At 69.3% G+C, this 21,970-nt stretch carries 7 protein-coding genes; 1 reads left to right on the forward strand and 6 read right to left on the reverse strand.

Translation table 11 applies throughout. From position 1 onward, the window contains the following. The first annotated feature begins 5 nt into the window (after window positions 1-5). Window positions 6-398, forward strand: coding sequence for a DUF3307 domain-containing protein (locus WDM91_13190; protein ID MEI9995544.1), 393 nt, complete (start codon window positions 6-8; stop codon window positions 396-398). Here the strand turns inward: WDM91_13190 and WDM91_13195 are convergent. From WDM91_13195 to WDM91_13220, 6 genes are read right to left on the reverse strand one after another with little or no spacing between them, the layout of a single operon-like run. Beyond that, window positions 395-1,834: a mechanosensitive ion channel family protein gene (locus tag WDM91_13195; protein MEI9995545.1), complete on the reverse strand. Its 1,440-nt coding sequence runs from the start codon at window positions 1,832-1,834 to the stop codon at window positions 395-397. The genes WDM91_13190 and WDM91_13195 overlap by 4 nt on opposite strands. Further along, a complete protein-coding gene (locus WDM91_13200) occupies window positions 1,831-3,861 on the reverse strand; it encodes an adenylate/guanylate cyclase domain-containing protein (protein ID MEI9995546.1) in 2,031 nt (676 codons plus the stop codon). Before WDM91_13200 ends, WDM91_13195 begins: the two co-directional genes overlap by 4 nt. Continuing rightward, window positions 3,858-4,553 (reverse strand): hypothetical protein, encoded by a 696-nt coding sequence (locus tag WDM91_13205; protein MEI9995547.1) that lies wholly within the window; start codon window positions 4,551-4,553, stop codon window positions 3,858-3,860. The genes WDM91_13200 and WDM91_13205 overlap by 4 nt, the downstream gene beginning before the upstream one ends. Then, window positions 4,550-7,519: a CHAT domain-containing tetratricopeptide repeat protein gene (locus tag WDM91_13210; protein ID MEI9995548.1), complete on the reverse strand. Its 2,970-nt coding sequence runs from the start codon at window positions 7,517-7,519 to the stop codon at window positions 4,550-4,552. The genes WDM91_13205 and WDM91_13210 overlap by 4 nt, the downstream gene beginning before the upstream one ends. Then, on the reverse strand, window positions 7,516-20,025 hold the full coding sequence (locus tag WDM91_13215; protein MEI9995549.1) for a filamentous hemagglutinin N-terminal domain-containing protein: 12,510 nt from the start codon (window positions 20,023-20,025) through the stop codon (window positions 7,516-7,518). The genes WDM91_13210 and WDM91_13215 overlap by 4 nt, the downstream gene beginning before the upstream one ends. 11 nt (window positions 20,026-20,036) lie before the next feature. Next, the gene (locus WDM91_13220; protein MEI9995550.1) at window positions 20,037-21,713 is read right to left on the reverse strand and encodes a ShlB/FhaC/HecB family hemolysin secretion/activation protein; all 1,677 of its coding nucleotides are present in this window, start codon (window positions 21,711-21,713) and stop codon (window positions 20,037-20,039) included. Window positions 21,714-21,970 lie beyond the last annotated feature (257 nt).

Genomic DNA, 21,970 nt, shown 5'->3' on the forward strand with positions numbered 1-21,970 from the left:
GGCATATGAGCCAGGAAACGGCTCTGGCCTTGTCTGCGCTTCTGGCGCTGCAGATCAAGCATTTCCTGTGCGACTTCGTCCTGCAGACGCAGTACCAGGTCCGCACCAAGGCCATCTACGGCCATTTCGGCGGCTTCATCCATTCGGGGCTGCACATCCTCGGCACGATCCCGGCGCTGCTGATCTTCGGCCCGAGCTTGAAGGCCGCTTCCATCATCCTCGTCGCCGAATTCGCGATCCACTACCACACCGACTGGTTGAAGACACGGCTCGACCGCCTCTACAGGATGGAGCCGACGGAGCAGCGCTATTGGATCCTGTTCGGCACCGACCAGCTGATCCACCAGCTCACCTATCTCGGCATCGTCTATGTGCTGCTGACCGGGGCGTTCCGCTAAGATCCCGCATCCGACCACAGCACGCGACTGAAGAACGTCTTCATCCGCGCCATGAGGTCCTGCTCGACCGCCGCGACCTGCACGGTCTTCTGCGCGATGGCGGCACGCTCCTGCTCGCGCCGCGCCAGCACATGGCTGAAGCGCTGCAGCAGTTCCGGCGAGCGCTTGAGCAGCGCCTCCACAGGGTCCTTGGTGATCTCCAGCGCCCGCACCCGGGTGAGCGCGGTGACCGTGGCGTTGCGTGCCGCGCCGGTCATCAGCGACATCTCGCCGACCACATCGCCCGTCGCCAGCACCGCCACCTCGCGCGGATCGTTGTTCTGGCCCAGCACGCTGACGCGCGCCGCGCCTTCCAGGATGATGAACATCGACGAGGCCAGGTCGCCCTGCACCATCAGGTTGCCGCCGCGCGCGAAATCCACCGGCCGGCTGAGCCGCGCCAGCTCCTGCGACTGCTCCTCGTCCAGCACATTGGCGAACAGGCCGGCGTGACGCAGCGCGACGCGGATCTCCGCCTCGCCCAGCGCGCGCTCGAAATCGGGCTCCCTGGTGAGCTCGATCTGCGTGACTGGCTGCGGCATGCGGTTGCGGATGATCACGTCCTGCAGCGCCGTGAGGACGATCGACTTGGCCGAGCCCGGCTCGATCTGGTCGGGATGGAAATAGAACCGCACGTCGTAGAACAGCGCATCCGGCGTGAGCCGGGTCAGGATCACCGACGGCTCGGGCGTCCGCGCCAGGCCGGGCCGCCGCACCGCCTTGAACGCCTCGCCCAGCAGCATGTCGAGCACGCGCTCCGATGCGAGCCGCCCGTCGATCGCGATCTCGACGCTGAGCCGCTTCGCGTCGGCGGGGCGCGAATGGTTCATCACCGGATTGGCGGTGGCGAGATGGTTGGGCACCATCACGCGCCGTCCGTCGTCCAGCGCCAGGAAGGTCGAGCGCCACGTCATGTGCGTGACGCGGCCATAGACCGGCTCGGGCAGCTGCTCGGAATAGATCGTCAGCCAGTCGCCCAGCGAATAGGAGCCGTCGAGATTGATCGAAAGGCCGGCGAACAGGTCCTGGATCACCGTCTGCAGCGCGATGCCGAGCACGATGGCGGTGGCGCCCGAGGCGGTGACGAAGCCGGTGAAGGAGAATCCTTCCTGCCACCACAGGCCGATCGACAGGCCGAGCAGCACCAGCGCGATCGTCAGGATGTCCTGGATCAGCGCGGGCGTCTCGCGGTTGAGGCGGCGCTGCAGATAGCGCAGCCAGTAGAAATGCCGGATCAGCCCGTCGACCAGCAGCGTGGCGGCGACCACGATGGCGACGACCAAGCCATGGGAGAACTCCGTCACGACGCCCGGCGAGAAATAGGGGTGGAGCGGCTCCAGCCCCCACAGGCGCAGGGCGACGAGAACGATCAGTGCGAAGGCGGACCAGAAGATCATTTCTCGGTCATCTTGATCTTGGTGCCGCTCTCGCCCTGCGCGAGACGCTGGACGTAGAACGCAGCCAAAGGATCGTCCGGCCGCGCCTCGGCAAGGGCGGCGAATTTGGTGAGCGCGGCGGCGTCGCCGGCATGGGCGGCCTCGAAAGCTTCGGCATAGCGCGCGAGATAATCGTCCCGGTACGCCCCGTCGTGCAAGGGCTCCCAGACGTCGAGCGCCTCGGTCTTGCCCTTGAGGACCACCGATCCGATCGGACGGAACGCGATCCCCCGGCACAGGACCTTCACCGCGTCGCTGGCGCACAGCCGCGTGCCGAAGGTCTTGTTCAGGCCCTCCAGTCGGGACGCGGCGTTCACCGCATCGCCGGAGGCGGTGTAGCTGAGGCGGTCGCGGGAGCCGAAATTGCCCACCGCCGCGGCGCCGGCATGCACGCCGATGCGGGTGTAGCTCAGCGGGATGCCCTCCTCGTTCATCTTCTTGCGGAAGCTCTCGGTGAAGAGATCCATGTCGAGGGCGCAGCGCACCGCCTTGGTCGCGTAGTCGGCGACGTCGAGCGGCGCGTTCCACAGCGCGAACACGGCGTCGCCGATGAATTTGTCGATCGTGCCGTCATGCCGCTTGATCGCCCCGGTCATGCCGTCGAGATAGTTGTTGAGGACGCGTCCGACATCCCTGGGATCGAGGCCTTCCGACATGGTGGTGAAGCCGTGGATGTCGGTGAACAGCAGGCTCATCTCGCGGCGCTCGCCGCCCAGCACCAGCTTGTCGGGGTCGTCGACGATCTGCTGCACGAAGCTGGGCGGCAGGTAGAGCGACATGGTGTTGTGGATGAACTGGCGCTGCCGCCGTGCGTCCAGGCCGGTGATCGACTCCACCGCCGCGAAGGAGCCGATCAGCGCGATGGTCGGCGCGATCAGGCCGATCAGGATGCCGAACCGCTCATAGAGCACCAGCACGCCGGCGGCCCAGAGCGCGGCGGTCAGGCCGGCGATCGTCGCGCCCCGCAGCACGAGCTGGTAGTCGAACAGCCCGAGCCAGGCGCCGATGCCCGCGAACAGGAGGGCGACCAGGAAATTGTCCCACCACGACAGCTCCGGCGGCGCACGGTGCTGCAGCAGCTGTGCGATGGCGTAGGCGAAGGTGACGACGCCCGGCATCGTGGCCTTGCCGGTCCAGGGCGCGGCCGCGAAGGGCGTACGATGCTGGTCGACCAGCGTCTGGTCCGACCCGATCAGGACGATCTTGTCGCGGAAGACCGGCGGCGGATAGAACTGCATCGGCAGGCAGCCCTCGAAGCCGGTGACGCAGGCCGAGTACTCCGCGAAGGCGGGCTGGTGCACGCCCGGATCGCCCCGCCACACGATGGGCACCTCGCCGTCCGGCGTCCGGACGCCCAGGATCTGCGCCACGCGGGGCGGCACGGTGGGGATCGTGACGCCGCCCGGCGTCTTCATGCGCGGGACGATGAAGCGCACCGTGTCGGTCTGGTCGGTGCCCGTATTGGCGGCCGCCCAGGTGCTGCGGGGCACGAAGGATTCGAGATAGGCGACCTGCTTGCCGCTGACATGGCCGCCGGCTTCGAAATAGCTCACCACGAGCGGCGTCTTGATCGCACGCAGCACGCGGCGCAATTCGGCGTCCTTCGCCGGTTCGGTCGGCTGGTCGAACAGGTAGTCGAGGACGATGACCTTGGGATGCTTGGCGTCGAGCGCCAGCAGCAGCTTGGCGAGGAAGCCGCGATCCAGCGGCGAGCGATAGGGGAAATTCTGCATCGTCCCGTCATCGACCGCGACGATGCGGATATCGGGATCCTGCGGTTCGATGGGCGAGCGGGTCGCGATCTCCCAATCCTGCACGAAACGGTCGGCGCTGGTCAGGAAGGACAGGCTGCCGACGGCATACATCGCCAGCAGCGAGACGACGAGCGCGATGCTGACGGCGGTCGCCGCATCCGCCAGCCGCTTGTTGCGCCCGAGCGCCTTCAGGAGCGGAAACCGCGCCGCCAGGCGCGCCAGCCAGGCCTTCATTTGCGCGGGTGAAGCAGCGCCTCCGCCTGCGCCTCGCAGCCCTTCTCCACCATCCAGGCCGCCCGCATGGCGTCGTTGGCGAGGCTCGCCGGCACGATGTTCACCGCCAGCGCGTAATCGGTCCCCGCATAGTTCACGACATAGGCCGCGCCGCCATGCACCGGCACGTCCGTGGTCACCGTCAGGCGGTCGAGCCCCGCCGGCCAGGCCGCCTGGCTCTTCCAGCTGCGGTCGACCGGCATCACGGTGAGTGCGGTGGCGATCTTGGCATCGGGACGCCAGAACACCGGCTGCGCGGCCTCGCGCAGGCAGACATTGCCGTTGCGCGTCACGTCGAACAGCCAGGGATCGGGCAGCTTGGCCGCGACATCGCCGGTGCGGGTCACGCCCGCCTCGCCGGTGCGCGCGCTGCGTTCGGTTCCGAGCGCCGCGAGGGTCGTCCCCAGGCTGCGGCCGGTGCCGCCGGCCGACGGCGCCTGGCTGTACGGTCCGTCGATCGACAGCGTCGCGCCGGCATCGTTGATCAGCGTCACGTGCTGGCCCTGCTTGAGCACCAGCGGCTTGGTGGAATCCACCGTGCTGCCCGGCTTGAGGCCGATGCCGCGGGCTTCGACGACGGTGAGATCGGCGGCGAGGACGGCCGAACCGGACAGCAGCAGCGCCGCCAGCGCGGCAAGGGCAACGCGTGTCATTTCCTGTCTCCCATCGCGACCTGCGCCGTCGATCCGCTATCGCCGATCAGCGTGAAGGCCGCCCAGTTGAAGGGATGCGCCGTCGGGCCCTGTGCGATCATCGCGAGCTGCGCCTGGCGCAGATCCTCGGCGAGGTCGCGGCGCGGGTCCTTGGCATAGCGCGCGAACACCGTGGTCATCAGCGTCTGGGTCGCGGCCGAGGGCACTTCCCAATGGCTCGCCAGCACGGCATGCGCCCCGGCGTTGAAGAAGGAATCGGCGAGGCCTTCCAGCGCGCCGCCGCCGAACTTGCCGCCGCCGCCCGCCGCCGTGTTGCAGGCCGAGAGCACGACGAGATCGGCATTGAGATGCAGCGCGGAGATCTCGCTGGCGCTCAGCAGCCCGTCGCTGGCGGCGGACGCAGCCGCGCCGGGCGGCGGCGACAGCACGAGCCCCGGCTCGGCCTGGCAATGCAGCTCGCCCGGCAGCATGCCATGGGTGGCGAAGTAGAGGACGGCATATTGATCGAGCCCGGCGCTGCGCACCGCGCCCTCTGTGGCAGCGCTGCCGAGCAGGATAGAGCCGGGTTGCGCGCCCAGCGTGCGGCCCACGCTCTGCACCTCGCCGGCGGTCTCGGGCAGCGGCGGCAAGGCGCGCAGCAGCGCCGGATCGGCCGCGGCGCCCTGGACGCAGGCGGCGGCAAGCGCCGACAGGGCCTTGCTGCCATTGCCGGTGAAGGCGGGATTGCCGACGCCGAAGAACGGCCGCGGGGCACGGCCGGCAGGCTCGGCGCGCAGCGTCACCAGCGCACGCGGCGAGGGCACCTGCGAGATCGCGAGCCTGCGGATCAGCCAGGCGGCGTTGGCATAGCCGCCCTTCGGCTCGGCGGTGACGAGCAGCGCGAGCGGCAGGCTGTCGAGCGCGCCGCCCGGCGCCACGATCAGATGCGTCGCGCTTGCGAGCGCGGGCTCTACCGGCGCGATGAGTTGCTTGTAGAGCGCGTAGGAGGCGTTCAGGCTGAAATCGGACAGCCGGCCGAGCCGCGGGACCAGCGCCGCGCGCAGCTCGGTGACGTCGCTGGCAAGACTGTCGCTTGTCGCGGCGAGCGGCGCGGCGGTGAAGCCGCCGGCTCTCACCACCAGCGCGAAGCTGCCCTTGGCGCCGACCACGAAGGTCAGGAACGCTTCGCCGGCGCCGAGCTGCTTCTGGAAATCGCCGAGCGTGACCGGCCCGGGATCGGCGAGGCGGGCATAGGCCGGATAGCTCTGGGTCACCTTGGCGCGCAGTGCGTCGGCATCGCTGCCCGCGCTTTTGAGGTCCAGATCGTAGCGCGCGAGCAATTGCGCATTGCGCTCGTCGTTCGGCTTGGCGTTCTCCGCTACCAGCTCCAGGCGCGCGGTCTCGCGCCTGGCCTGGGCGGCTTCGAGCTGGCGCACCAGTCCCGACAGCGCCGGATCGCCGGCCGCTTCGCGCGCCGCGACGCGGGCGATGGTCTGGTCGGCGACGCCGGAATTCACCAGCTGTGCGGCACCGAACATCTCGGCGTCGAGCGCCGGCTTCTGCGACGGGTCCTGCACCGCCAGCGCGGTCGCCGCGGCGAGGAAGGGCACGATCTGGTCGGAGACGATCTGCGACCGCGCCACGCGGTCCTTGCCGAGAATGGCGAAGGCGCTGTGATAGGACGCGACCGAGGCGGTGTAGAGCTGCTGCTGGGCGTAGAACTGGCCGAGCCGCAGATGCGCCCGCGCGGTCGGCGCGGTGTCGCCGAACAGCTTCTGGTCCAGCGTCAGCGCCTCGGTGAAATCGCGCTCGGCGACCACGACGCGCCCCTGCGCGGCATTCACCTCGCCCATCAGCGCGACCATCTCTGGCCGCCACCACAGCGGCAGGCCGGGCTCCTCGGTGATGATCCACAGCGCTTCTTCCGCCGCGGCCTGGGCCGAGGCGTTGTCGCCGAGCCGCAGCGCCATCTCCGATTCGATGCGCAGCGAATGGGCGAGCTCGCCCTCCAGCGCGACCGGCGCGACCGGTTCGACGGTCTCCGCGCCGGCCGACACCGAAGCGGCCTTGGCGGCGTCGACCTCGGCCCGGCGCAGCGCCGTCGCGGCCCGGGCATATTTCAGCGCATCGGCGTAATCGCGCTGGTTCGCGGCATCGAGCGCCTGGTAGGAGGCGAGCCGGGCGCGCGCCGAAGCCGAGGCGGAGCCCTCGATGATCGGCTGGGCGCGGCGGAACAGGGCCGCCGCTTCGTCGAAGCGGCCCTGGTTGGAGACCTGCAGCGCCAGTTCGGCCAGCGTCTCGCCGACCGCCAGCGCATCGTCGCCGAACAGCCGCGTCTCGACGTCGAGGGCGTGGCGATAGGCATCCTCCGCCCCCGCATAATTGTCGGCGCCGCCATACATCCGCGCGGCCTCGACATATTTGCGGTAGCCGGAGAAATCGCCGCTGGCGAGCTTGAGCCCGGCCTCGCCGTATTTCGCGCGCATCAGCGCCACCGCCGCATCGCTCTCGCCCGGCGCGGCGCCGCGTCCGGTCGCGCTCTGCAGCGCGGCTTCAAGCACCGGCAGCATCGAGGGCAGGCCCTCGGCCGCGACCAGCGTATTGCCGCTCGCACCCACCAGGATCACCCGCGGCCAGTTGTTGCTGCGCAGGGTGCAGAGATAGAGCGCGGCGTCGCCGCCGATCCATTGCGCCGGATCGCAGGCCACGTCCTGCGTCGTCGCCAGGCCGCCCGGCAGCGCCTTGGCGCCGGCGAGGATCGCGGCATGGCGGCCCGCCTCGTCGGCCGGCAGGCCGGCGGCAAGCTGCGAGATGCGCTGCGTGCCCGCGACCGCATCGCCGCAGACGATGTCGCCGCCGGACAGCCGGCAGGTCTCGCCCGCGAGGGTCGTTCCGAGGCTTGCGCCGTCCGAGGCGGCGAAAGCCGCCGCCGCCACGCCGATCAGCGCGGCGCCGGCCAGCAGGGAGGAGAGTCGGTTCGCGCTCACTGCCACAAGGCCTCGTTACCCCAGCTGGAGAAATCCTGGTCGGCCGGCGGCACGCCGTGCAGGCCGCCCTGCCCCGGTCCAGTCTGCTTAAGCATGCCCGGCAGCAGGATCAGCGTGCTTCCCGGCTTCTTGGCGCCGTCGAGCGAGTCCGCGATCACCACCGTCGCGCTGTCGGCGCTGTAGGGCGTGGCGCCGTCCACGCCATTGTCGTCGAGCGAGGCGAGTGGCCCGGGCTTCACGGCTTCGAGGCTCGCGGTGACCGCGGTCGCGCCGCCATTGTCCTCGTCGGTCGGCGTCGTCACGATCGTGTAGATGGTCGTGATCGGTGGGTTGCCCGGCGGATTGTTGCCGGCCGTGTTGGTCACGATCACGCCGATGACGACGGGATCGGTGTGCACGTCGCCGCCGCCGCCGCCTTCGTTCGGCGGCGTCGCGCCGCTGAGGGTGCCCGACACCGTGCCCTGGCCGGTGAAGTTGCCGATCGAGGCGGTGGAATGCGGTCCCGGGCCGTCCTGGTAGGTGATCTGGCCGTTCGCGTCGATCACGATGTCGCCGCTGATATTGCCGAAGCCGGTCAGCGAGAGATCGCCATTGCCGATCTGCGAATAGCCGTTCGGCCCGCCGCCCTGCAGCGCCAGGTCGGTCACGGTCACGTCGCCGGTCACGGTGAAGTTCGCCGCCACGGCCTGCGCGCCGGAGTTGATCGCATAGCCGCCATTGCCGATCTGGGTGTAGGCGTTGGCGCCCGTGCCGGAGGTCAGCGTCACCGAGCCTTCCGAGCCGTTCGGCGCGTGCACGATGATGTCGCCCGAATCCGTGCCGCCGGCGGAAGCTGCGGCGTTCAGGTTGCTCTGGCTGCCGCCATTGCCGATCTGCGCATAGCCGTCGTCGCCACTGCCGGTGAGGCTCACCGTGTGGCCGGCGGTGATCGTGATGTCGCCGCCGTTCAGCCCCGTACCGCCGCTGAGGCCGGCGCCGGACTTGTAGCCGCCATTGCCGATCTGGGCATAATCCGCCGAACCGGTCCCCGCAGCGAGCACCACATCCGCCGCGTCGACCGTGATATCGGCGACGTTGCTGTAGCCCCCGGTATTGCTGTTCGACTCCGCGCCGCCATGGCCGACCTGGGCATAGGCTTCGGAGCCCGCCCCGCCGCTCAGCGTCAGGTCGCCGCCCGCGGTGATCGCGATGTCGCCGCCATAGTCGCCGCTGGTCTGGAGACCGCCATTGCCGATCTGCGCGAAATAGGCCGCGCCGCCGCCGCCGGTCAGCGTCACCGCGCCGGTGACGTCGACGACGATCGCGCCGGTGCCGGCGCCGTGGAAGCCGAGCTGGGCATAGCCGTTCTGCCCCGACAGCGTGAGGCTCGCGCCGTAGATCGCGGTCGTGCCGCCGGCGCTGCCGACCGCGGCGTCGCCCGCCGCCGTCGCGCCGCCGATCGTCACGCCCCCGCCGCCATTGCCGGACGCGCCGGCGGTCGCGAAGGAGCCGAAGCTGTGGCCATCCCAGCCCGCGACCAGGGTGATCGCGCCGGTGCCCGCGTTCTGCAGCGTGCCGGTCACGGCGAAACCGCCCGCGAGCAGCAAGGTCAGCGCGTGGCTGCTGCTGTAGGTGATGTCGCCGTCGATATCGTGATCGTCGGTGCCGGTGATGCCGAGCGTGACGTCGCCGCCCACGATCGCGGCTTGCGCGAAACAGCCCAGATCGCAGTCCTGGCTGCCGTCATCGTCCATCACCACGAAGACGAGGTTGCCCGTCTCGGCGCCGGTGGACCTGTTGCCGATCCAGGCCTGCATCCCCGAGACCGCGTTGAAGTGCGACGTACCGCCGGTCCGGATGTCGATATCGCCGGTGACCGTGCCCTCGACGTCGTTCGTCAGCGAGCCGTTGCCGATCATCGCCCAGCCGGTGGTGGAGACGCCGTTCAGCGTCAGGTCATGCAGCGCCCGGACCGTGATATTCCCGCCGCCCGCACCGTGATGGCCGAGCTGCGCGTAGCCGGCCGTGCTGCCGTTCAGCGTGAGATCGTAGCCATAGGCCGTGGTCGAACCCGTGCTGGCACCGACCGCGACGTTGCCCGTCGCGCCGATGCCCTGGCCCGGATTGACGCCGCCGATGACGATGCTGCCGTTGGCGTTGCCATAGGTGCCGGTCGCGCCGAGCACGGTCGGCGCGGTCGTCGTGCCGTCCCAGCCTGCCACAACCAGGAAATTGCCCGCCGTCGTCTGCGCCGGCCCCAGGAACACCACATCGCCCTTGGACAGCAGGACGACGTCGCCGCCCGCGTGCAGGCTGCCCAGCACGGTGCGCTGCGTGTTGTAGAAGCTCACGCCGTCGTCGGCGGTCAGGTTCACCGGGCCGGTGACCGCGTTGCCGGTCGTGCTGGTGAGCAGGATGGCGCCGTCATTCGCGCGGACCGTCAGCCCGTTCACCTGGAGCGGACCGGATTCGGTCACGTCGCCGCCCGCGGTGAGGCTGAGCGAGCCGGCCACCTGCGCCCCGGTCACGAACACCGCTTCGTTCGACAATACGGACACGTTGGAGCCGGCGCCCGACGTCACCACGCCCAGCCCGTCGAAGCTGTTGTCCGGATCGATCAGCGTGATCGTGCTGCCCGCGCCGGACGTCGAGAGTTCGAGCTGGCCGGCCTGGATCGCGCCCGTCTGGGTGATCGTGCCGTGCGCGGTGAGATCGAGCTCGCCCGCCACCCCTTCGCCGCCGGCCAGGGTCGCGCCGGTGACGACGATCGCGCCGGAATTCACCAGGCTCGCATTGGAGCCGCCGTTCACCGTGATGGAAACCGGGCCGAACAGGTTGCTGGAATTGTTCAGCGCTATGCCGTCGCCGGCGATGAGCGTCAGCGCGCCGCTGTTCAGCGCGCCAACCTGGCCGATTTCGCCGAGGGTCGAGAGCGACAGCGCGCCGGTGACATTGGTCGTGCCGAGGACGATGTCGCCGTTCTGGTAGTAGGCGACGTCGCCTGGCGCGGAGAAGAACAAGGCGCCCTGCGCCGAACTGTTGGCGACCGCGTTGCCCTTGTTGAGCAGCGTGATGTCGCCCGCGGTCGTGCCCGCATCGAGCGTCGCGGCGTGGAGATAGCCGGACTGGGTGATGTCGCCGCCCGCGCGCACCGTGACCTTGCCGTCGGTCTCGACCTGGCCGAGGTCGATGGCGCCGTCATTGGTGTACGCGACGTCGCCCGGCGCGCTGAACGCCGCCGTGCCGGTGATATGGTTGCTGGGATCGGTGAGCGTGATCCCGCCCGCCGTGGTCGAGATGTCGAGCCCGCCGGCGGAGAGCGCCGGGAAGCTGCCCGCCTGCTGCGGCGCGTTGCCCGCCGGCACGCCTTGCGTCACCGCGCCGCCCGCATGCAGCGTCAGCGTGCCGCCGATGCTGCTGCGGCCGATCGCGACGCCGGTCGAGTCGGTGATCGCGGCGGCGCCGGTGGTGTTCACCAGCAGCGTGGCGAAGCTGTTGCCGGCGTCGTTGAGCGTGATGTCCGCCTGGCTCGCGAGATTGAGCGTCGCGGCGTGGATCGCGCCGTCCTGCCCGATGGCGCCGCCGGCGGTGAAGATCAGCGCGCCGCCATGCAGGTCGGCGCCGTGGAAGACGACCGCATCATTGGGCGAGGACAGGTTCGCATCGCCGCCCTGGACCGAGAGCGTCAGCCCGTTGGCCGCGATCTGCAGCGGCCCGCCGGCCATGCCGATGCCGCCACCGGTGGCCGTCAAGGAGAGATCGTCGCCCGTGACGGCGGCCGTGCCGCTGGACGAGATGCTCGTGCCGACCAGGGTGACGTCGCCGCCGGTCGCGTTGTCGCCGAACGCCGTGCCGCCGCCGATCTGCGCCCAGTGGCCCTCGCCGCCGGTCAGCGTGATCGCGCCGGTCGCGCGGACGATGATGTTGCCCGTCCCGGTGCCCCGATAGCCCAGCTGCGAATTGCCCACCGCATTGCCGGTGAGGGAGATGGCCGAGCCATAGGCCGCCGTCGTGCCGTTTTGCGCGCCGATCGCGACGCCCGGCCCGAAGCTCAGCGTGCCGTCGCTGAGATAGCCGGTCTGGCTGTTGTAATAACGATTGCCGTAGACCCCGGCGTCGCCGAAATGCGCCGCGTCGGTCGTCGTGCCGTCCCAGCCCGCCAGGATGGCGACGTTGCCCGACGACGCCTGCACGTTCGAGGCGCCGACGCTGACGTCACCCTCGGCGAGCAGGGCCAGGGCGCCGCTCACCTGAAGATAAGCGGTGAGGGATTTGGTGTCGTAGAAGGTCAAGGCTCCGCCGGTGGTGGCGATCAGCTGTCCGACGGTGTTGCCGTGGGCGAACACCAGGTCGCCGGCGGCGTTGAGCGTCAGCCCCAGGCTGCTTACGCCGCTCTGCGCGGTGATCCCGCCCGTGAGGGCGGTGAGGCTCAGCGAGCCGGTCGTGTTCGCGCCCGAAAGGGTGAAGCCCAGCTTGTCCGTGATCGACACCGGCGTGTTGATCCCGCTCGAATTCACGGTCAGCGTGTTGAACTGGTTGTCGGTATTGTTGAGGAATATCCCTGTCCCGATGGCGGAGACGCTTAATCCGCCTGCATGGATCGCGCCGGTCTGGGTGATGCCGTCCACGCCCACATCCAGCGTGAGCAGGCCGCCGACCGTGGCGCTGCTGACCGAAAGCGGGACCGAATCGTCCCAGAACAGCGCGTCCTTCGCGCCCGTGGTCGAGACCGTGAGCTCGCCGAACACGTTGTCGAAGGAGAGCAGGTTGATCGCGCCGCCGGTCGAGGTGACGTTCAGCGCCGCGGCATGGATGCCCGGCACCTGGTCGCTGGCCTGGGTGATGTCGCCCGCGGCCGTCAGGGTCAGCGTGCCGCCGACATCCGCGGAGACCACCGCCAGCGCGCCGCTGGTCTGCACCGTGGCGTCGTCGCTGCCGGCCGTCGCGACCTTGAGCGCGCTGAACGTGTTGCCGGCATCGGTCAGCGTGATGCCGCCCGAGGTGGTCGAGACGTCGAGCCCCGCCGCCTGGATCGCGCCCGATTGCGTGACCGGACCGCCTGCCGCCAGGGTGAAGGTGCGGACGATGGAGCTCGCGCCGATATCGACGCCGACGCCGTCCACGATGTCGGCCGTGACCGCGTTCGCCCGCAGGGTCGAGAAAATGTTGCCCGCATTGGTCAGTGTGACGCTACCGCCGGTCGCGTTCAGCACCAGATCCGAGGCGCTGATCGCGCCGCTCTGGGTGATGTTGCCTTCGCCCGACGTCAGGGTCAGCGTCCCGCCCACGCCGGCGCCAACCACATCCAGGTTGCCCAACACCGCGACCGCTGCGTCGCTGTGGCCATCCTGGACGTCGATCTCGAGCGAGGCGAAGTCGTTGTTCACATTGGTCAGCGTGACGGCGCCCGTCACCGCGGTGATATCCAGCGCATCGGCATGGATCGTGCCCGTCTGGGTGACCGCGCCGCCCGAATGCAAGGTGAACGTGCCGCCCGCGTCGACCTGGCCCAGCACGGTCGCGGTGTTGTCGGCGAAGCTCACCGCGCCGGTGCTCTTGAGCGTGACGGCGCCGGTGACGTGGTTGCCCGTGTCGCTCAGCGTGATGCCGCCGGTGCCCGCGCTGTTGTCGATGCCGAGCGTGGCCGCGCTGATCGTACCGGTCTGGGTGACCGCGCCGCCGGCGGTGAGCGAGAGCCCCCCGCCGGTCGCGCTGCCGCCGAGCGCCACGCCGGTCGAATCGACCACCGTGGCGTCGGTGCCCGCATGGACGCTCAGGCTCGCGAAGCTGTTGTCCGTATCGGTCAGCGTGATGCCGCCCTCGGTCGCGCTGGCATCCAGCCCGCCGGCGACGATCGCGCCGGTCTGGCTGAGGCTGCCCTCGCCCAGGTTGAGCGTCAGCGTACCGCCGACATGGGCGCTCGTGATCGATAGGTCGGTGCCGTCCGAGATACTGGCGTTGTCGGCGTTCGCGGTGCCGACGGTCAGCGCGGCGAAATCGTTACCGGAATTGGTCAGCGTGATCGCGCCGCCCGTGGTGCTCACGTCGAGCCCCTGCGCGATGATCGCGCCGGTCTGCGTGATCGCGCCTTCGCCGACGGCCAGGGTCAGGGTGCCGCCGACCGTCGCGCTGGCGACGCGAAGATCGCCCGCGCTCGCGACCGATGCGTTGTCCGTGCCGCCGGTCGAGATCGCCAGCTGGCCGATCGTGTTGTCCGCGTCGGTGAGCGTGATCGTGCCGGCGGTGGTGCGGACGTCGAGGCCGGCCACGTCCAGCGCGCCGCTCTGCGTGACCGCGCCGCCCGAGCGCAGCGTGAAGCTGCCGCCGGTGTCGCTCGCACCCAGCTCCGTCGCGATGCTGTTGGTGAAGGTGACGCCGTCCGGCGCCGAGAAGCTGGCCGTTCCGGTCACGGCATTGCCGGCATTGTCCAGCGTGACGGCGCCGCCCGTCACGGTGACGTCGAGGCCGTTCGCGGTGATGGCAGCGCCTTGCGTGATGCTGCCTTCGCCGATGTTCAGCGTCAGCAGGCCGCCGATCGTCGCGCCGTCGACGGCGAGATCGCCCGACGACACGAACGACGCCGAATAGCCGTCCACCGTGGAGGCGGTCAGGCTGTGGAAGCTGTTGTCCCCGTTGGTCAGCGTGATGTCGCCGAGCTCCGCCGTGACGTCGAGGCCGCCGGCCGAGATCGCGCCCGACTGGGTGATGTCGCCGTCCGTCGCGTCGAGCGACAGCGTGCCGCCCACCGAAGCGCTCGCCACGTTGATCGCCTGCCCGCCGACGATGGTCGCGCTGTGGCTGCCCGCGGTCGAGACGGTGAGGTCGCCGAAGGAATTGTTCCGGTCGTCCAGCGTGATGTCGCCGCCGGTCGAGCTGACGCTCAGCGCGCCGGTGACGTCGATGTTCCGGTCGGCCATCTGGGTGATGTTGCCGCCCGACGTGATCGTGGCGCCGCTGCCGGCCTCGATCAGGTCCAGCACCATGCCGCTCTGGCTGGCGACCGTGACGCTGCCGCCATCGGCGACGGCGCGCAGCGTGCCGGTGATGTCGTTCTGCGACGAGCTCAGGACGATATTGCCGCTCGCCGCATTGAGATTGGCGTCGGTGGTCGTGATCGCGGTGTTGGCCTGCTGGCTGATGGCATCGGCGAAGACCACCAGCCCACCGGTCGGCGTGCCGAGCACGGCCCGCGAATTCGCGGCTGCGCCGGCGTCCAGGTTGAGCTCGCCCGGCGTGTAGATCGTAAGGATCCCGGTGCCGTCGCCGCCGCCATAGCCGAGCTGCGCCGTGTGGCCCTCGCCGTCCACCGTCACGAAGGCGCCGGCGACATGGGTCGCGCCATTGGCGCTGCCGACCGAGACGTTGCCCGTTGCGTCGGCCCCGCCGATCGTCACGCCGCCGCCATTGTTGGCATAGACGCCGTCGTTGAGGATGTGCGCCGGATCGAGCGTGGTGCCGTCCCAGCCCGCGATCAGGTTGATCGCGCCGGTACCGGCGTTCTGGACATCCGCCGCGATGACGATATTGCCGGCGCTCAGCATGCTCAGCGTATGGCTGCTGTCGTATTGGATGGCGTCGCTCAGCGTCGGCGTGGCCAGGTCGTCGGTCACGCCGATCGTGACGTCGCCGCCCGCCAGATCGGTGCCGATCATCGCGCCGATCGCGGTCTCGGCGTCCAGCGTGCCGGTCGTCCACACGATATTGCCGCTGGGCGTGAGGCCCGAGGCGTTGCCGATCCACACATTGCCGCCCGCCGCGCCGGCGAGAAGCGAGCTCTCGCCGCCGACGGCGATATCGATATTGCCGGTCGCCTGGCCCTCGACGTCGCCGGTGAGCGAGCCGTTGCCGATCATCGCGTATTCCGCTGCGGTCGCACCGCCCGTCAGCGTCATCTCGCCGGTCGCCCGCACGAGGATATCGCCGCCGGTCAGGCCGTGATAGCCGATCTGGGCGTAGAAGCCCTCGGCCGGCGCGATGTCGAGATCGCCCGTCAGGATATTGGTGTGGCCGCCGGCGGTGCCGATCGACAGGTTCGCGGTCTGGTCGTTGCTGAAGTCGAAATCGTCGATCGAATAGGCATGGTCGCCGCCGACATTCATCACCGCGCCGTTCAGGCCATAGGCATGGGCCGCGAGGATCTCCGCGCCCGTGCCGACCGTCGTGCCGTCCCAGCCGGCCACGATCGTGATGTCGCCCGCGCCGTCGTTGATCACGCTGCCGACGACGTCGAGGCTGCCGCCCGTCGCGAAGACGAGGGAATGCGGGCTGTCGTATTCGAGGCCGCCGATACGGAAGCCGACCGCGTCGGCGTTGTTGCGGAAGCCGATGAAGAGGTCGCCGCCGGTGTCGGCGGAGGTGCCGAGGTCGGCCTCCATGAAGTCGCCGTCATAGCTGCCGGTGGTCGCCAGCGAGGTGACGTTGCCGGTCTCCTTGTAGCCGTCCGACGCGGCGTTGCCGAGCCAGGCGATGCCCTGCTGCGAGAAGAAGACCGTCTGGTTGCCGGCATCGAGGCTGATATTGCCGGTGACGTCGCCCTGGATGTCGCCGGCGAGCGAGCCGTTGCCGAGCTGCAGCGTGTTGGAATTGCCGCTGCTGCCGAAGCCGTTGATGTTCTGCGTGACCTTGACGTTGATGTCGCCGCCGCCGGCGCCGTGATAGCCCAGCTGGGCATAGCCGTTGGTCGCGTCGAGGCTGAGACTGGCGGCGTAGACGTTCGTGGCGCCGATCGCGCCGCCGACCCACGAATCGCCCGCTGCGTTGCTGCCGCCGATATCGACGGTGCCGAAGCCGTCGAGGCCGTAATGGCCGTCGACGCCGATATTGCTAAGATCGCCGTCCCAGCCCGCAACCAGGTTGATCGTGCCCGAGCCGCTGTTCTGGATCTTGCCTTCGATGTCGAGGTCGCTGGCCGACACCAGGTTCAGGGTGTGGCTGCTGTCGTAGATGATGTCGCCGGCGACCTCGAGGCTGCACTCGCAGCTCGTATGGCCCAGCGTCACGTCGCCATAGGACAGGTCGCTCGCGATCATGCGGCCGAAGCCGCCATTGGTGTCGAACTGGTCGTCGAGACTGCCGGCCAGCAGCACCGTGCTGCCGGTGATCGTGCCGTCCGTCGTCGCATTGCCGATGCCGGTGACGAAGGGCAGACCGCCATCGCTCTCGCTCAGCAGCCCGCGGCCGGCCACGGCCCCTTCCGCGAAGCCGCAATCGTCGCAGGGCGGCGCGCCGTCGAGCGTCTCGCTGCGCAGCGTGCCCTGGGCCGAGACGAAGATGTCGCCGCCGACGTCGCCCGTCACCGAGCCGTCCAGCGCGCCATTGCCGATCATCGCATAAGGACTGCCGACCGAGGCGTCGCCGCCCAGCAGGCTGACGTCGCCCGTCGCCAGCACGGTGATGTTGCCCGTGCCGTTGCCGTGATAGCCGAGCTGCGCGTTGGTGCCTTCGTCGAAGCCGGTCTCGACGACCAGGTTGCCCGTCAGGACGTTTGTCGCGCCGCCCTTGGAGCCGACATAAGCGCCGCCGTAATAGCCGTCGATCGTGACGGTGCCGTAGCCTTCGACGCCGTAGCCGTAATTGTCGCGGATGTCGTTGACATTCGTCGAGACGCCGTCCCAGCCCGCCACCAGGTTGATCGCGCCAGAGCCGCCGTTCTGGACGCTGCCGGCGATATACAGATCGGTGGTCGACAGCGCGGTGAAGTCGTGCGGGCTGTCATAGATGATGTCGCCGATCGAGCCGCCATCCTCGCCCGTGAAGCCGACGGTGAAGTCGCCGCCGTTCAAATCGGCCGCGACCATGTCTGCGAAGCTCGACGGCACGTCGCCGTCCGCAGCGATGATCGTGACATTGCCGGTCTCGGCGAAGGACGCGCTCACATTGCCGAACCAGACATGCTCGCCCAGATCGCCGTTGTTGTCGTCGTAGATGCCGAACAGCCCGCCGACCCGCACGTCGATATTGCCGGTGACGCCGCCCTCGTCGCCTTCCTGGAACGAGCCGTTGCCGAGCATCGCGTCGAAGCCGCCGAAGCTCTCGATGTACAGATCGCCGCTGGTCGTGACGTTGATGTCGCCGCCGCCGACGCCGTGATAGCCGAGCTGCGCATAGCCGCCGCTCGAGGTGATGTCGAGCGTACCGGTGAAGACGTTCGTCGTGCCGCCGGCCGTGCCCACCGCGACGTCCGGGCCGCCTTCGCCCGCGCCGATCGCGATGCCGCCGTCATTGTTGCCATAGGCGCCGGACGTGGCCGGTATGTCCGCCATGGCCGTGACGCCGTCCCAGCCCGCGACCAGGTTGATCGCGCCGGCGCCTTCCGGCTGCGCGTTCTGGATGCTGGCACCGATATTGACATTGCCGACCGACATCAGCGTCAGGTCGTAAGGGCTCGCATAGAGCATCGGCTGGTCGATATCGATATCGGCCGCGGTCGACTCCCAGGTGACGTTGCCGCCGTTGAGGTCCGCCGTCAGCATCGGGAGGATCGAGCCCTGGCCCTCGAAGCCGCAGCACGACGCATCGTCCACCGCGCCGGTCACCAGCGTGACATTGCCGCTCTCGCCGCCGGGCGAGGCATTGCCGATCCACAGCGTGCCGCCGGTATAGACCTGGGTGCGCAGGACATTGCCGGCCATGATCGTGATGTCGCCGCTCACCGGCCCCGTGACGAGGCCGAACTTGTCGCCGTTGCCGATCATCGCGAGCGCATTGGTGCCCTCGCCCGCGAACAGCGAGACCTGGTTCTGCGCCGCCACGATGATGTCGCTCGTGCCGCCCGCGCCCACGCCGATGCGATAGCCGATCTGCGCCACCGCGTCGTTGCTCTGCGCCTGCAGCAGGACGTTGTAGCCCGCGACCAGGGTCGTGCCGCCCAGGCTGCCGACCGCCGCATGGCCGTTGCCGATCGCGACATTGCCGCTGTTGTTGCCGAAGCGCGTGTCGCTGCCGTTCACCAGGAGGTTGGAGAAATCGGTGCTCGAGCCGTCCCAGCCCGCGATCAGGGTGATGTTGCCGGCGCCGCCGTTTTGGACCGCTTCATTGATTCCGATCTCGCCTTCCGACAGCAGGGTCAGCGAATGGTCGCTCGTATAGATCACCGCATCGTTCACCTCGATCGCGGTCGAGGCTTCGAGTGTCACATTGCTGTTCGTCAGCGCCGCGATGAGGGTCGTCGGCGAGATGAAATCCGTCGAGCCGGAATCCTGGTCGACCGGCAGCGTGCCGTCGACCTGCGTGCTGCCGCTGTTGTCGATGACGATGCTGCTGGGATCGAGCAGCCAGTTGCCCGTCTTGCCGTGCGGCGCGCTGGTGTCGACCTTGGTGGTCGGTGCGACGGAGAGATTGTGGCCCGAGGTCTCGATGAAGCCGCCATTGCCGCCGGCCGCGCCGCCCTTGGCGCTGACGATGCCGGCGAAATCGGTCTGTCCGGTCGACCACACGACCAGCGTGCCGCCATTGCCGCGATGCGTCGCGTCCGCCTTGATGGTCGCGCTGCCGACATGGACGTTGTCCGCCTGCTGCAACGTGCCGCCGCCATGCAGGTCGCCGCCGATCTTCACCGTGCCGCCGCCGGCATCGCCCGAGACGTCGATCTTGGTGTTGTCCGCCACCGTGACGTTGCGGCCGGTGACCGTGACCGTGCCGCCGGTCGCGCCCGCGGCCGCACCGGACGCGTCGACCGTGCCGGAGACGCTCACATCGCCGTCGCCGCCGTCGAGGATGACCTCGCCGTTCTGCACCTTGGCGCTGGTCGCCGAAATCATGCCGGTGTTGTTGACCACCGCGTCCTGCACGCTGGAGGCGGCGCGCGCCGTCATCACCACGCGGCCGCCCGCGGCCTTGATCGTGCCGGAGTTGGAGACGCCGGTCTGGCCGTTGTCGGCCTTGCCGGTCGGCGCGGTGATCGCGTAGCGCAGCAGCCCATCGCCGTCGAAATCGACCGTATAGGCGCTCGAACCGCCGAGCACGACCGTGCCGGTGTCCGCCGAGATCAGCCCCTGGTTCGAGACGCTCGCGCCCGAGAGCAGGACCGAGCCGCCCTTCCGGGTCCTGATCGTGCCCTGGTTGACGACCGAGGCGCCGGTGCCGCCGGAGAAGCTGTAATTGCCGCCCAGGAAGTCGCCGTCGCGGATATCCGCCGTCGTCGCGATGAGGCCGCCGACATTGGTCTGCGACCCCTTGCCGAACAGCACGCCATTGCCGTTGATGATCCACACTTGGCCGTTGGCCAGCAGGTTGCCGTAGATCGAGGTCGGCTGCGAACCGGTGACGCGGTTCAGCGCGATGGAATTCTGCCCCGGCTGGTTGAACTGCACCGTGCCGCCGGCGCCGATCGAGAAGCTGTCCCAGTTGATGACCAGCTTGCCGGTCTTCTGGTCGATGACGGTGCTGTTGCCGCCATGCTGGGTGATCGTGCCCTGGCCGCCGACGACGGTGCCGCCGGTCGGATCGGCCTGCGCCACGCCCAGCACGCTGAGGCAGGACGTACCCAGAAGGAGGGTGCGGACGATGGCGGCGTTGGTCTTGTTCATGACTCTGGTCCCTAGAACCGCACGGCGAGATCGAGGAGGATTTTGGTGGATTCCCTGTAGGCATCGCTGCCCGGCACCGCATGCAGGGTCCGCGCGCCCTCGAGCGCGCCGGTCAGATTGTAGGCGAGCCAGAAGCGGAAGCCGCCGCCGACCGACTGGATGTTCTGGTCCTTCAGCGACGGGTCATTGCCGTTGTACCAGGCCTGCGCCGCATCAACGTAGATATAGGGCTCGAGACCCTGCACGAGGGAGTCGGCGAAGCGGAAATCGTAGCGCAGCTCCGCCGAGCCGCCGAGGCCGTCGTCGCCCGTGATCGCACCCGGATCGTAGCCGCGGCCGAGCAGCGTGCCGCCGAAGGCGATCTGCTCGCCGGTGATCAGGCGGTTGAAGGCGTATTGGCCCTGGGCCGAGAACGCCGTGCTGAAATTGCCGCCCAGCGGCAGCAGCAAACGGGTGTAGCCGGTCAGCTTGGTGAAGGCCGTGGTGCCGCCGACCCGCGACAGCAGGGGATTGGGCTGCTCGAGATGCGTGACCGGGTTGATCACCGTGTCCGGCGTCGCCCCGAAGATCGGCAGGCCCTGCGCCGCGTCGAAGGTCGAGGTCCACAGGCCGTTGCCGAAGATGTCGGTGCGCTGGTAGGAGCCGCCCAGATCTATCACCCGCCACTGGTCGTGGCTCACCGGCCCCGAGACGTCGACCCGCGCATCCTGCACCGTGAAGCCGCCGTCGAGCAGCAGCGTTTCGCGCCGGCTGCGGATCAGCGGATAGGTCAGGCGCCCGCCCGCCGCCCAGCTGTCGGTCAGGACGCCGAAGGCGCTGAGCGTCGAGCCCGGCTCGCCATGGGTGACCGTGCCGGTCAGCGTGCCGATGAGCCCGTCGTCGCCGATCGCGGTGCGGTAGCGCAGCGAGCCCTGGATCTGCTCCAGCGAATCCGGCGAGGAGACCACCGAAGCGGCAAGCTGGTCGGCGCCGAACAGGCTGTTGAACTCGACGTCGCCCGACACCGTCCAGATGCCCGAGAAGCGCGAGCCGCGATCGTCGACCGCCAGGCCGCCGGTCATGAAGGGCTGCTGCACGTCGACGATGAGGTCGGAGGCGCCCGGCGTGTCCGGCGACGGCTTGAGCACGCCGCTCGCCGTGATGCCCGGGATGTCGTTGGTGAGGAGGAGTCCGCGCTCCATCGTCGGCAGCGTCAGCGGCCGCGCCGCGGCGGCATCGCGCAGATAGCCGCGCACCAGCCGCTTCACGCGGCGGTCGCCACCCTGCACCGCGACGGCGCCCAGATGGCCCTCGACGATGTTGATCGTGAACACCCCGTCGCGCACGCGCTGCGGCGGAACATAGGCGCGCACCAGCAGATAGCCGCGGGCGCGATAGATCGCTTCGATCTTGTCCGCGACGTCGAGGATGTCGCCCAGCGTGACGTCCTTGCCGATCAGGCCGGCATAGAGCGGGCGGAATTGTTCGGCCGGGATGGTCGTCGCGCCGGTGAGCTTGAGGCCGGTGAGCTTGAAATGCACCTCGTCGACCGCGCGCGGCACGGCCGAGCGGTGCGGCGCCACGATGCTGAAATCGAAATCGGGCTGCGGCGGCGCCGTCGGCCCGGTGCGGTCGCGGCCGGGCTGCACGGCACCCGGCAGCACCTGCGCCACGGCCGATGTGGCCGCCAGAATGATGCCGCCTGCCAACACCAGTGCCGACGCGGACGCCTTCGCGCACCCCGTCGACCGACGTTTCCTCCGACCCCTCAACGACATCCCCTCGGATAGCCTGGTCCCGCTTGCCCGAATTGGGCCGCGAGGCGCCCGCAATCTGCCCTGTTTCTGGTGGCGCAACAATTACGGAGTAAGAAAATACCCGGCCATAAGGCCGGCCTGCGGTGGGAACTTCTGGAACTTGTCGGGCTCAAGGCGGGGGCATCCAGGCCGCGAGCCGATTCCCCCGG

Origin of the sequence: Rhizomicrobium sp., from assembly GCA_037200385.1 — a bacterium.
In the GTDB taxonomy this organism is placed as follows: domain Bacteria; phylum Pseudomonadota; class Alphaproteobacteria; order Micropepsales; family Micropepsaceae; genus Rhizomicrobium.

What these genes read in the sequence shown, in the direction of transcription:
- WDM91_13190 (MEI9995544.1), top strand. Translation starts at nt 6, where the DNA reads ATGAGCCAGGAAACGGCTCTGGCCTTGTCTGCGCTTCTGGCGCTGCAG.
- WDM91_13195 (MEI9995545.1), bottom strand. Translation starts at nt 1,834, where the DNA reads ATGATCTTCTGGTCCGCCTTCGCACTGATCGTTCTCGTCGCCCTGCGC.
- WDM91_13200 (MEI9995546.1), bottom strand. Translation starts at nt 3,861, where the DNA reads ATGAAGGCCTGGCTGGCGCGCCTGGCGGCGCGGTTTCCGCTCCTGAAG.
- WDM91_13205 (MEI9995547.1), bottom strand. Translation starts at nt 4,553, where the DNA reads ATGACACGCGTTGCCCTTGCCGCGCTGGCGGCGCTGCTGCTGTCCGGT.
- WDM91_13215 (MEI9995549.1), bottom strand. Translation starts at nt 20,025, where the DNA reads ATGAACAAGACCAACGCCGCCATCGTCCGCACCCTCCTTCTGGGTACG.